General features: G+C 65.5%; 9 protein-coding genes and 3 rRNA genes. 6 read left to right on the forward strand and 6 right to left on the reverse strand.

Features of this window, described 5'->3' with window-relative positions; all coding sequences use genetic code 11:
* Window positions 1–44: 44 nt before the first annotated feature.
* The 6 genes from MILUP08_RS33485 to MILUP08_RS33510 all read right to left on the reverse strand — a co-directional run bounded on the left by MILUP08_RS33485 (window position 45) and on the right by MILUP08_RS33510 (window position 7505).
* Window positions 45–1001: a cyclase family protein gene (locus MILUP08_RS33485; protein ID WP_237747220.1), complete on the reverse strand. Its 957-nt coding sequence runs from the start codon at window positions 999–1001 to the stop codon at window positions 45–47.
* 20 nt (window positions 1002–1021) lie between these two features.
* Window positions 1022–1252, reverse strand: a complete 231-nt coding sequence (locus MILUP08_RS33490) for a hypothetical protein (RefSeq protein ID WP_039907105.1) — start codon at window positions 1250–1252, stop codon at window positions 1022–1024.
* Window positions 1253–1352: 100 nt separating this feature from the next.
* Window positions 1353–1469: ribosomal RNA gene (gene rrf, locus MILUP08_RS33495) — 5S ribosomal RNA — on the reverse strand.
* An 85-nt stretch (window positions 1470–1554) separates the two neighbouring features.
* A 23S ribosomal RNA gene (locus MILUP08_RS33500) occupies window positions 1555–4663 on the reverse strand.
* Between the two features lie 387 nt (window positions 4664–5050).
* Window positions 5051–6560: ribosomal RNA gene (locus tag MILUP08_RS33505) — 16S ribosomal RNA — on the reverse strand.
* Together the 16S, 23S and 5S rRNA genes form the textbook arrangement of a ribosomal RNA operon.
* Before the next feature lie 690 nt (window positions 6561–7250).
* Window positions 7251–7505 (reverse strand): SCO4848 family membrane protein, encoded by a 255-nt coding sequence (locus MILUP08_RS33510; RefSeq protein WP_007453484.1) that lies wholly within the window; start codon window positions 7503–7505, stop codon window positions 7251–7253.
* 164 nt (window positions 7506–7669) lie between these two features.
* Between MILUP08_RS33510 and MILUP08_RS33515 the strand changes: the two genes are divergently transcribed.
* The 6 genes from MILUP08_RS33515 to MILUP08_RS33535 form a co-directional block, all read left to right on the forward strand.
* A complete protein-coding gene (locus MILUP08_RS33515; RefSeq protein WP_007466344.1) occupies window positions 7670–8134 on the forward strand; it encodes a PRC-barrel domain-containing protein in 465 nt (154 codons plus the stop codon).
* 9 nt (window positions 8135–8143) lie between these two features.
* Entirely contained in the window at window positions 8144–8320 is a 177-nt protein-coding gene (locus MILUP08_RS36230; RefSeq protein WP_167626018.1) for a hypothetical protein, read from the forward strand.
* 91 nt (window positions 8321–8411) lie between these two features.
* Complete coding sequence (trpS, locus tag MILUP08_RS33520; RefSeq protein WP_007466346.1) at window positions 8412–9470, forward strand: tryptophan--tRNA ligase; 1059 nt, start codon at window positions 8412–8414, stop codon at window positions 9468–9470.
* A gap of 78 nt (window positions 9471–9548) precedes the next feature.
* Window positions 9549–10751, forward strand: a complete 1203-nt coding sequence (locus tag MILUP08_RS33525) for a low temperature requirement protein A (protein ID WP_007466348.1) — start codon at window positions 9549–9551, stop codon at window positions 10749–10751.
* Between the two features lie 95 nt (window positions 10752–10846).
* Window positions 10847–11200 carry a YciI family protein gene (locus MILUP08_RS33530; protein ID WP_007453493.1) on the forward strand — a complete coding sequence of 118 codons (354 nt, stop codon included), beginning with the start codon at window positions 10847–10849 and terminating at the stop codon, window positions 11198–11200.
* Window positions 11201–11202: 2 nt separating this feature from the next.
* Window positions 11203–12197: RNA polymerase sigma factor (locus tag MILUP08_RS33535; RefSeq protein ID WP_083915955.1), on the forward strand; the 995-nt coding region annotated here is incomplete at its 3' end.

Below are 12197 nucleotides of genomic sequence, written 5' to 3' on the forward strand. Positions count from 1 at the left end.
GAGCGTCGGCGCGTGCACAGCCGTCAGAAGCGCGCGCACTGCGGTCAGAAGGTGGCGATGGGATTGACCGGGCTGCCGGACGTGCCGACGAAGCGGACCGGCGCGACCGCGAGCTGGAAGTCCCACTGGCCCAGCTCGGCGGCCGTCGCCAGGCACGCCTCCAGGTCGCAGTTGTCGAGCAGCCACAGCCCCATCGCGACGAGGCTCACGGCGTGCACCGGCATCAGCACGTCGTCGTACCCCGACGGCTGGACGTCCTGCGGGGTGTCGGCGCCGATCAGCGCGACCCCGCGTTCGTGCAGCCACGGCAGGCAGGACGCGTGCCAGCCGGCCTGCGTGAAGCCGCTTGCCACACCGGATTCGTGCCGGAATCGGCCGTAGCCGGTCCGCAGGAGCACCGCGTCGCCGGCTCGCACCCGGACTCCCTGGCGACGTTCGGCCTCTTCGAGATCATCGGGAAAGACACCCTCGCCCGGTTCCAGCCACGGCACACCGCGGGCCCCCGCGACGTCCAGCAGGACGCCACGCGTGACGATTCCGTTCGCCGCCGCCGTGACTGCCGCCCACGCCGATCCCGTTCCGGTGTCGACAAGCGAGTGCGACCGGCCGTTGTACATCATGCCGTCCCAGAAGAGGTGGCACGGCGAGTCGATGTGCGTGATGGTGTTGCCGTGGAAGGTCATGCCGAGCCGCTCCGTCGAGAAGCCCCATCGCCGGTCGGCGTGGAAGGCTGCCACCGGCATGTTCTCGGCGCCCGGCATGTCGGCGGCACACGGGCACGAGGTGGTGGACCGCTCCATCTCCTCCGGTACGGCGACCTCCCACGCACAGGACACGCTCCTGCCGTGGCGTACGGCCCGCGCCGCCGCCAGCCGTACGTCGTCGGTGATGTGGTTCAGGGTGCCCAGCTCGTCGTCGTCACCCCACCGCCCCCAGTTCGACAGCGTGTCGAAGTATCCGAGCACGTCGTCCTGAGTGGGCATCGGTCGCTGTGCGGTCATCCCCGCCTCGACTCCTCCGGTCACGCGGTCTGATCCTTCCCATCGGCTGACGGCATCGGAATCATCCGCTGTTCCTGTACTCGGATCTCGGCCCGGTACCGGGTCGCGGCCGGGTGCCACATCTCCTCGAACGGCCCCATGACCTCACCACCGACTCCGCGGCGACGACCACGGACCCCCAGCCAGGCCAGCGCGCCCAGCACCGCGGCCACGCACCAGGCGAACACCAGGAGGATCAGGATGTCATCCACCGGGCCGAGCCTAGGCCAGGCGCCGGCCGCCGGCATCGGTGCCCGGGGCGGAAACGCAGAAAAGCCCACCCCGAATCGGGGTGGGCTTTTCTGAAAGATTGTCCGGCGGTGTCCTACTCTCCCACACCCTCACGAGTGCAGTACCATCGGCGCTGGAGGGCTTAGCTTCCGGGTTCGGAATGTAACCGGGCGTTTCCCCTCCGCCATGACCGCCGTAACTCTATGAACATGTCAAACAACCCCGGCACACAGTCACGGGTGTTCGCTTGTTCAGAGTTGCACAGTGGACGCGTAGCAGCTTAGTAGTCAAGTCCTCGGCCTATTAGTACCGGTCAACTGAACCCGTTACCGGGCTTACATTTCCGGCCTATCAACCCAGTCGTCTAGCTGGGGGCCTTACCCCACCAAGGTGGGTGGGATACCTCATCTTGAAGCAGGCTTCCCGCTTAGATGCTTTCAGCGGTTATCCCTTCCGAACGTAGCTAACCAGCCGTGCCCCTGGCGGGACAACTGGCACACCAGAGGTTCGTCCGTCCCGGTCCTCTCGTACTAGGGACAGCCCTTCTCAAGTATCCTACGCGCACGGCGGATAGGGACCGAACTGTCTCACGACGTTCTAAACCCAGCTCGCGTACCGCTTTAATGGGCGAACAGCCCAACCCTTGGGACCTGCTACAGCCCCAGGATGCGACGAGCCGACATCGAGGTGCCAAACCATCCCGTCGATATGGACTCTTGGGGAAGATCAGCCTGTTATCCCCGGGGTACCTTTTATCCGTTGAGCGACACCGCTTCCACTCGCAAGTGCCGGATCACTAGTCCCGACTTTCGTCCCTGCTCGACCTGTCAGTCTCACAGTCAAGCTCCCTTGTGTACTTGCACTCAACACCTGATTGCCAACCAGGCTGAGGGAACCTTTGGGCGCCTCCGTTACCCTTTAGGAGGCAACCGCCCCAGTTAAACTACCCACCAGACACTGTCCCTGAACCGGATAACGGTCCGAAGTTAGATACCCAAATCAACCAGAGTGGTATTTCAAGATTGCCTCCACCCATACTGGCGTATGGACTTCACCGGCTCCCACCTATCCTACACAAGCTAATTCGAGTACCAATGTCAAGCTATAGTAAAGGTCCCGGGGTCTTTCCGTCCTGCCGCGCGTAACGAGCATCTTTACTCGTACTGCAATTTCGCCGGGCCTGTGGTTGAGACAGTGGGGAAGTCGTTACGCCATTCGTGCAGGTCGGAACTTACCCGACAAGGAATTTCGCTACCTTAGGATGGTTATAGTTACCACCGCCGTTTACTGGCGCTTAAGTTCTCCGCTTCGCCCCGAAGAGCTAACAGGTCCCCTTAACGTTCCAGCACCGGGCAGGCGTCAGTCCATATACATCGAATTACTTCTTCGCATGGACCTGTGTTTTTAGTAAACAGTCGCTTCCCCCTGCTCTCTGCGGCCATACAACGCTCCACCCGCGCGGGGCTTCACGTCTCCGGCCCCCCTTCTCCCTAAGTTACGGGGGCAATTTGCCGAGTTCCTTAACCACAGTTCGCCCGATCGCCTCGGTATTCTCTACCTGACCACCTGTGTCGGTTTGGGGTACGGGCCGCTAAGAACTCGCTAGAGGCTTTTCTCGGCAGCATAGGATCACTGACTTCACCTGAATCGGCTCGGCATCACGTCTCAGCCTTCATGTGTCGCGGATTTGCCTACGACACGGCCTACACGCTTACCCCGGCACAACCACCGGCCGGGCTCAGCTACCTTCCTGCGTCACCCCATCGCTTGACTACTACCCATCAGGTTCCCACGCTCCCCACCATCCGTCCGAAGACATCAGGCAGTTCGGGTGGTTAGCACAACGAGGTTCATCAGGGACGCTCTTTCGCGGGTACGGGAATATCAACCCGTTGTCCATCGACTACGCCTCTCGGCCTCGCCTTAGGTCCCGACTCACCCAGGGCGGATTAGCCTGGCCCTGGAACCCTTGGTCATCCGGCGGAAGGGTTTCTCACCCTTCTTTCGCTACTCATGCCTGCATTCTCACTCGTGCCGCGTCCACAACTGGGTCACCCCGCTGCTTCACTCGCGGCACGACGCTCCCCTACCCATCCACACACCTGCACAAGGAATCAAGTCCAAGCGAGGTTAAAATGTGAATGCCACAGCTTCGGCGGTGTGCTTGAGCCCCGCTACATTGTCGGCGCGGAACCACTTGACCAGTGAGCTATTACGCACTCTTTAAAGGGTGGCTGCTTCTAAGCCAACCTCCTGGTTGTCTATGCGACCCCACATCCTTTTCCACTTAGCACACGCTTAGGGGCCTTAGCTGGTGATCTGGGCTGTTTCCCTCTCGACTACGAAGCTTATCCCCCGCAGTCTCACTGCCGCGCTCTCACTTACCGGCATTCGGAGTTTGGCTGATTTCGGTAAGCTTGTGGGCCCCCTAGACCATCCAGTGCTCTACCTCCGGCAAGAAACACGCGACGCTGCACCTAAATGCATTTCGGGGAGAACCAGCTATCACGGAGTTTGATTGGCCTTTCGCCCCTAACCACAGGTCATCCCCCAATTTTTCAACATTGGTGGGTTCGGCCCTCCACGCGGTCTTACCCGCGCTTCAGCCTGCCCATGGCTAGATCACTCCGCTTCGGGTCTAGGACACGCGACTGAATCGCCCTATTCAGACTCGCTTTCGCTACGGCTCCCCCACACGGGTTAACCTCGCCACATGCCACTAACTCGCAGGCTCATTCTTCAAAAGGCACGCCGTCACCCCGCAAGGCTCCGACGGATTGTAGGCGAACGGTTTCAGGTACTATTTCACTCCCCTCCCGGGGTACTTTTCACCATTCCCTCACGGTACTTGTCCGCTATCGGTCACCAGGAAGTATTTAGGCTTACCAGGTGGTCCTGGCAGATTCACGGCAGATTTCAGGGGTCCGCCGCTACTCGGGAACACCCACAGAAGGTCAGCAACTTTCACCTACCGGACTTTCACCGTCTACGGTCAGCCATTCCAGACTGTTCGACTAGCCACTGACTTTGTAACTCCTCAAACAAGTGTCAGCTTGTTTAGCGGGGTCCCACAACCCCGACCACGCAACCCCTGACAGGTATCACACGCAGCCGGTTTAGCCTCAATCCGCTTTCGCTCGCCACTACTCACGGAATCACTATTTGTTTTCTCTTCCTACGGGTACTGAGATGTTTCACTTCCCCGCGTTCCCTCCACACACCCTATGTGTTCAGGTGTGGGTGACACCACATGACTGGTGCCAGGTTTCCCCATTCGGACACCCTGGGATCACAGCTTGGTTGACAGCTCCCCCAGGCCTATCGCGGCCTCCCACGTCCTTCATCGGCTCCTGGTGCCAAGGCATTCACCGTTCGCCCTTGACAACTTGACCACAAAGATGCTCGCGTCCACTGTGCAATTCTCAACAAACGACCAACCCACAACCCGATCCGCCCCACACCAAACCTGAACCAACGTCCAGCGGTATGTGGGGCCAGGCCATGCCTGGCAGACTTCCAGCCCCACCAAGGGGGCTGGCCAAGTCTCTGAAAGCAACAACCCTCAGGTTGTTCTTTCAGGACCCAACAGGGTGCTTACATTCTCCCCCCAGCCGCACCAACCGCCACCGTTCCCACCACACCCGAAGGAGTGGCTGTACTAGGCGCCGCCGGCCGTTGCCAGGGCAAAACTTGCCAGTGTCTCCGCCATTCGAGCACCCCACCACCACATTCGGGCAGCGCGGGCTCCTTACCGACTTTCGTCGGAAGGTGCTCCTTAGAAAGGAGGTGATCCAGCCGCACCTTCCGGTACGGCTACCTTGTTACGACTTCGTCCCAATCGCCAGCCCCACCTTCGACGGCTCCCTCCACAAGGGTTGGGCCACCGGCTTCGGGTGTTGCCGACTTTCGTGACGTGACGGGCGGTGTGTACAAGGCCCGGGAACGTATTCACCGCAGCGTTGCTGATCTGCGATTACTAGCGACTCCGACTTCACGGGGTCGAGTTGCAGACCCCGATCCGAACTGAGACCGGCTTTTTGGGATTCGCTCCACCTCACGGTATCGCAGCCCATTGTACCGGCCATTGTAGCATGCGTGAAGCCCTGGACATAAGGGGCATGATGACTTGACGTCATCCCCACCTTCCTCCGAGTTGACCCCGGCAGTCTTCGATGAGTCCCCGCCATAACGCGCTGGCAACATCGAACGAGGGTTGCGCTCGTTGCGGGACTTAACCCAACATCTCACGACACGAGCTGACGACAGCCATGCACCACCTGTGACCGCCCCCGAAGGACCCCCCCATCTCAGGAGGTTTTTGCGGCCATGTCAAACCCAGGTAAGGTTCTTCGCGTTGCATCGAATTAATCCGCATGCTCCGCCGCTTGTGCGGGCCCCCGTCAATTCCTTTGAGTTTTAGCCTTGCGGCCGTACTCCCCAGGCGGGGCGCTTAATGCGTTAGCTGCGGCACAGGGAACCGGAGAGGCCCCCCACACCTGGCGCCCAACGTTTACAGCGTGGACTACCAGGGTATCTAATCCTGTTCGCTCCCCACGCTTTCGCTCCTCAGCGTCAGTATCGGCCCAGAGACCCGCCTTCGCCACCGGTGTTCCTCCTGATATCTGCGCATTTCACCGCTACACCAGGAATTCCAGTCTCCCCTACCGAACTCTAGCCTGCCCGTATCGACCGCAGGCTTGGGGTTGAGCCCCAAGTTTTCACGGTCGACGCGACAAGCCGCCTACGAGCTCTTTACGCCCAATAAATCCGGACAACGCTCGCACCCTACGTCTTACCGCGGCTGCTGGCACGTAGTTGGCCGGTGCTTCTTCTGCAGGTACCGTCACTCTCGCTTCGTCCCTGCTGAAAGAGGTTTACAACCCGAAGGCCGTCATCCCTCACGCGGCGTCGCTGCATCAGGCTTCCGCCCATCGTGCAATATTCCCCACTGCTGCCTCCCGTAGGAGTCTGGGCCGTGTCTCAGTCCCAGTGTGGCCGGTCGCCCTCTCAGGCCGGCTACCCGTCGTCGCCTTGGTAGGCCATCACCCCACCAACAAGCTGATAGGCCGCGAGCCCATCCCAAGCCGAAAAACTTTCCACCCCCAGCCATGCGGCCAGAAGTAATATTCGGTATTAGCCCGGTTCCCGGGTTATCCAAGCTTGGGCAGGTTGCTCACGTGTTACTCACCCGTTCGCCGCTCGAGTACCCGAAGGGCCTTTCCGCTCGACTTGCATGTGTTAAGCACGCCGCCAGCGTTCGTCCTGAGCCAGGATCAAACTCTCCAACAAAAATTAGTTGAACAGCATCCTGACAACAAACAAATGTTGCCAAAGGAATCCCAACCAGCCAAACCAAAAAGGCATGACCAGTCCGGGGTATAAATCATAATTGGCACTGGCTTTACAAGCACCCTGTTGAGTTCTCAAAGAACAACCACACACCGATCAGAGGACCCAACCTGTGGGCCACCATCCCTGGGCTTTTCGTTCTGTGTCCCCGCCGCTCTCGCGCCGGGCACTTTTGCTACGTTACCTTACCGTCTTCGCCGTGTCAAACCGTGTGTCCCGGTCTGTCGTGCTTCGTACGGGTTGGTCCCGGCGCACTCACGCAGCAGCGAACCGCTGCGTCAGGTCGTCGGATTCGGCAGGCCGGCCGCTGCGGTCTCCCGCAGTCTCGCCCGGTTCCCTGCCGGTCGTGAACCTTACCCGGTCGGTTCCGCTGCACCAAATCCGCCTCGCGGCTGATCCGGTGAGCCCCGCCCGAACCGTGTCCGCAGAGGCGAACCCCTGCCTGACCCGGCTGCCTGCCCGATCCGGTGCTCCAGGTCTTTCGCCCTGTTTGCCCCGTTCCGCGCTGGCAGAGAGAAAGTTACGCGTCCGTGGGTTTGATCGTCAAATCGACGGGTAGCGTCCCGCGTCACACTCGTTCCCCTCCGGGCCCGATCAACCGCGCGGAACCCCGCTGAGCTGCGTCGGAGGTCAGGAAGCCTGCCGTCGGCGGGCCGCGAACCAGGCTCGGACGCCGAGCACGCCGACGGTGGTCCCGATGGCCAGGGACGCGGCGATCAGCAGGGCGTGCACCCACAGGAAGCCGGTGGCGGCGCCGTCCGCCACGGTGCCGGAGGCCCAGGATCGCGGGTCCTGCCAGATGGCGACGGCGAACCTCGGCCAGATCACCCAGGTCCAGATACCCACTCCGACCAGGAAGAGAGCCCACCCTCGCGACAGCACCATGGCAGCCGAGTATGCCAGCGGACCCGATCCACGAGCTGGCCGAGGACGCGACGGCCGGCCCGCGCCGCCGGCCGGGGCTCGCACCCCGGGTGGTCCGTTTCCGGCCGCCGTGGGGCGGGCACTGCGAAGGAGGACAGCTGACAACAGTCCCCCGGAGGTGCCCCGTGCAACCCTCGATCTTCAATCCCTGGGCCTGGCGCGACCCTTCCGCCCTGGCCGGCGGATACACGCAGACCACCCCCTCGGCCACGCCGCCGGACGGCCCGGACGGCGCGCACGACGGCCCCGACGCTCCCGGCCCCGGCACTCCCGTCGACCTGGTCGGCTACCACGTGCAGGCGAGCGACGGGCGCATCGGCACGATCGACGAGGCGAGCGACGACGCGGACGCCGGACACCTGGTGGTGGACACCGGGCCGTGGATCCTCGGTCAGAAGGTGCTGCTGCCGGCCGGCACCGTGGAACGGGTCGACCACCTCGACCGTGTCGTGCACGTCGACCGGACGCGGCAGGAGATCAAGGACGCGCCGTCGTACGACCCGGAGTCGGCCGACCCGGAGTACCGGGACCGCGTCGGCAGGTACTACACGGATCGTCACCTGCCACCCCAGCAGCGACACCCCGGGTAGTGTGAGGCCGTGGTCCGGACGGGCAGTTGCGTGTCGGAGGCGGTCGATGTGGTCGACGGCCTGCCGCGCGGTGTCGTGCCCGCGCTCCCGACCCGCTCCGGCGACGGCCGTGAGCACTTCCTGGACGTACTCCGTGCCGGTGGTCTGCGGTTCCGCGCCGGCGCGCGATGGCGGACGGCTCGCTGAGCCCTGTTCTCCGCTGACCGAGGGGGCCTGTCGGCCTCGCTCGGCGCGCGCCCACGCGTGACCCCATCACCCGCACGAAAGGCACCTCGCCATGTCCATCGCACGCATGCTCACCGGCGACCGGCCCACCGGTCGCCTGCACCTCGGCCACTACGTCGGCAGCATCGCCAACCGGGTGCGGCTGCACCAGCGCTACGAGAGCTTCTTCATCATCGCCGACCTGCACATGCTGACCACCCGCAACCGGCGGGAGGACATCGACCAGGTCTCCGGCAACGCCCGCGAGATGGTGACCGACATCCTCGCCGCAGGCGTCGACCCGGCGCGGGCCACGTTCTACCTCCAGTCGGCCATTCCGGAGGTCGGCGACCTCAACACCCTCCTGCAGAACCTGGTGACCGTGCCCCGGCTGGAACGGGTGCCCTCGTTGAAGGACATGGCCCGTGACGCGGGCAAGGAGGAGATGCCGTACGGGCTGCTGGGTTATCCGGTGCTCCAGGCCGCGGACATCATGTGCGTGAAGGGGGAGGTGGTCCCGGTCGGCCGGGACAACGCCGCGCACGTGGAGGTGACCCGGGAGATCGCCCGCCGCTTCAACCACCTGTACGGGCCGGTCTTCCCGGTGCCCGAACTGATCCCGGCGGACACGCCCAGTCTGGTGGGCACCGACGGCACGGCGAAGATGAGCAAGAGTCGGGGCAACACGATCGCCCTGTCCGACGACGCGGCCACGGTGCGCCGCAAGGTGCGCGGGATGTACACCGACCCGAACCGGGTGCGGGCCGACGTACCGGGGACGGTGGAGGGCAACCCGGTCTTCGCGTACCACGAGGTGTTCAACCCGGACCGCGCCGAGGTGGCCGACCTGGCCGAGCGTTACCGCGCCGGGCAGGTGGGTGACGTGGAGGTCAAGGAGCGGCTGGTCGTGGCGCTGGAGACGTTCCTGGCGCCGATCCGCGAGCGCCGGGCCGCGATCGAGGCCGACCGGGGTCTGGTCGACCGGCTGATCGTCGAGGGCACCGAGCGGACCCGGCAGGAGGTGCGCCAGACCCTGGCGGAGGTACGCCGGGCCATGGGGCTGACCGGGACGTACCAGCAGGTGCGGCGGCGGGCCGAGCGGAGCCGGCGGCGGACGGAGGCGCCGGCCTGACGTACGTGGCCACCGATCGGGTCTCCCCATCGTGGCGGGGAGACCCGACGTGCCCTCCGGAGAGCGCAGAATGCCAGGATGAGGAGGATTCGTCCGATCCCGGTCGGTGACGCGCACCGGACGACGATGTTCGAGATCTTCTTCGACCTGGTATTCGTGTTCGCGCTCACCCGGGTCATCGCGTTCATGGCACAGCCGCCGACGGCGCTCACCCTGGCCCAGGGGCTGCTCCTCCTCCTGTTGTTGATCTACTCCTGGGGCCCGTACCTCTGGTTGGGGAACCTGGTCCGCGCGGACGTCGGACCGGTCCGCGCGGCCACGCTGCTGGCGATGGCAGCGATATTCGTGGCAGCTCTGGTGCTGCCGGACGCCTGGCGGCAGGGCCCGGGGCTCCTCGACCCACCGCTCACCCTCGCGCTCGCCTACCTGGTCACCCGGGCGGTGCAGCTCGTGGTGCTCCTCTGGGCGAGCGCCGACGACCCGCCGCTGCGCTCGACCCTGCGGTTCTTCGTCGTGCCGGTCACCGCGGCCTGGCTTCCGCTCGTCGTCGGCGCGCTGCTCGGTGGCGTCACCCAGACGGTGCTCTGGACTGTGGCGTTCCTGGTGGACATCGGCGGCGCCCGCGTCGCCTCCGCCTACCGCGCGTGGCCGTTGCGCAGCCTGGACCACTTCACCGAACGGTTCGGACTGGTGCTCATCATCGCGCTCGGCGAGGCGTTGATCGCCGCGGGCACCGGGCCGAGGACGATGGCACCGACCGGGGCCGGCCTGGTCGCGGCGCTGCTCAGCCTCGTCGTCACGGTCTGCCTCTGGTGGCTGTACTTCGACCGGCTGGCACCGGCCGCTCGGAACTCCGTGCTGCTGGTGCCGCGGGAGCGGCGGTCCCACGTGGCAGGCGACGCGTACGGCCTCGCGCACGCCCCCCTGATCATCGGCGCCATCTACGTCGCGCTCGGCATCGAGCAGGTGCTCGGCCAGCTCACCGAGGAGACGCCGCACACCTCCCGGTTGAGCTGGCCCTCCGCCACCGCCCTCTACGGGGGCGCCACCCTCTACCTGCTCGGACGGCTGGTCTTCCGCCGGCTCACCCTCCGTGCCGTACACCCGGGGCAGGGTGTCGCCGCGCTGCTGCCGCTGCTCCTGCTGCCGGTCGGGCGGTCGCTGCCCGCGCTTGCCGAGTTGGCCCTGCTCACCCTGTTGCTGATCGCCGTAACCTGGTACGAGCGGCGCATCGACAGGCGTGGTGACCAGGTCGAACCGGCGCGATCGGCGCGCCCGTGAACCGCAGAAAAAGTTCCGGCCCCGTGTCGACATCCCCGGCTCTCGTTCGTCGTCATGGTGTACGGCGACCCCGCCGCACCGAGAGGAGCCGAGACATGAAGTACATGCTGCTGTTCATGAGCCCCGCGACCGACGGCGAGGCCGGCAACGGGTGCACCTTCGAGGACTGGGTCCGCTACGACCGGGAGATGAAGGACGCCGGGATCTGGGTCTCCGGGCATCCGCTGCAGGACCTGACCACCTGTACGACGGTGCAGGTGAGCCCGGACGGCGAACGCACGATCACCGACGGGCCGTTCGCCGAGACCCGCGAGGTGCTCGGCGGGTACGACATCATCGACGTGCCGAACCTCGACGTCGCGCTGGAGTGGGCGGCCCGCAGCCCCGGTGCCGTCGCCAGCGGGTCGGTGCAGGTGCGCCCGGTCGCCGAGATCGAGGTCGAGGTCTGACCGTGGCGGGCGCGGAGGCGACAGCCGGGGTGGAGGCGGTGTTCCGGGAGGAGCACGGCCGGCTGCTCGCCTCGCTCGTACATCGCTTCGGTGACCTCGACCTGGCCGAGGAGGTCGCCTCCGAGGCGATCGAGGCGGCACTTGTGCACTGGCCTGTCGACGGCGTCCCGAGCCGGCCCGGCGCCTGGCTGCTCACCACGGCCCGGCGCCGTGCCGTCGACCGTCTGCGCCGCGACCGGGTGCTGGCGACCCGGCTGGCCGTACTCCAGGCGGAGGCCGAGCGGGCCGACCCCGCGCCGCCCGCGGACGCGGACCCGGACCTGCCCGACGACCGGTTGGCCCTCTTCTTCACCTGCGCCCACCCGGCCCTGCCCGCGCAGGACCGCGGGGCGCTCACCCTGCGCTTCCTCGCCGGGCTCACCACGGCGGAGGTCGCGCGGGCCTTCCTGGTGCCGCACGCGACGATGGCCCAGCGGCTCGTCCGGGCCAAACGGAAGATCCGCGACGCCCGCATCCCGTTCCGGGTGCCCGGCGCGGACGAGCTGCCGGGGCGTCTGCCCACGGTGCTCCAGGCCGTCTACTCGGTCTTCACCGAGGGGTACGCCGCCAGCTCCGGCCCCGACCTCCAGCGGACCGACCTCGCCGAGGAGGCCATCCGGCTGGCCCGGATCCTGCGCCGGCTGCTGCCCGGCGAGCGGGAGGTCGCCGGCCTGCTCGGCCTGCTGCTGCTGGTCCATGCGCGGCGTGCCGCTCGGACCGGGCCGGACGGCGCGGTGGTCCTCCTCGACGACCAGGACCGCGCCCGGTGGGACCACGCGATGATCGACGAGGGGCGCGCCCTGGTGGTGGTCGCCCTGACCGGCCCGACGCCCGGGCCGTACGGCGTGCAGGCCGCCATCGCCGCCCTGCACGACGAGGCCGCCGACGTGGCCAGCACCGACTGGCCCCAGGTGGTGGCGCTCTACGACGTGCTGCTCGGCATGGTCCCCTNACCGGT

This window comes from Micromonospora lupini str. Lupac 08, assembly GCF_000297395.2.
In the GTDB taxonomy this organism is placed as follows: domain Bacteria; phylum Actinomycetota; class Actinomycetes; order Mycobacteriales; family Micromonosporaceae; genus Micromonospora; species Micromonospora lupini.

Excerpts from the sequence above, each read along its gene's own strand:
- MILUP08_RS33485 (WP_237747220.1), bottom strand. The coding sequence starts at position 1,001 with ATGACCGCACAGCGACCGATGCCCACTCAGGACGACGTGCTCGGATAC.
- MILUP08_RS33510 (WP_007453484.1), bottom strand. The coding sequence starts at position 7,505 with ATGGTGCTGTCGCGAGGGTGGGCTCTCTTCCTGGTCGGAGTGGGTATC.
- trpS (WP_007466346.1), top strand. The coding sequence starts at position 8,412 with ATGTCCATCGCACGCATGCTCACCGGCGACCGGCCCACCGGTCGCCTG.
- MILUP08_RS33525 (WP_007466348.1), top strand. The coding sequence starts at position 9,549 with ATGAGGAGGATTCGTCCGATCCCGGTCGGTGACGCGCACCGGACGACG.
- MILUP08_RS33530 (WP_007453493.1), top strand. The coding sequence starts at position 10,847 with ATGAAGTACATGCTGCTGTTCATGAGCCCCGCGACCGACGGCGAGGCC.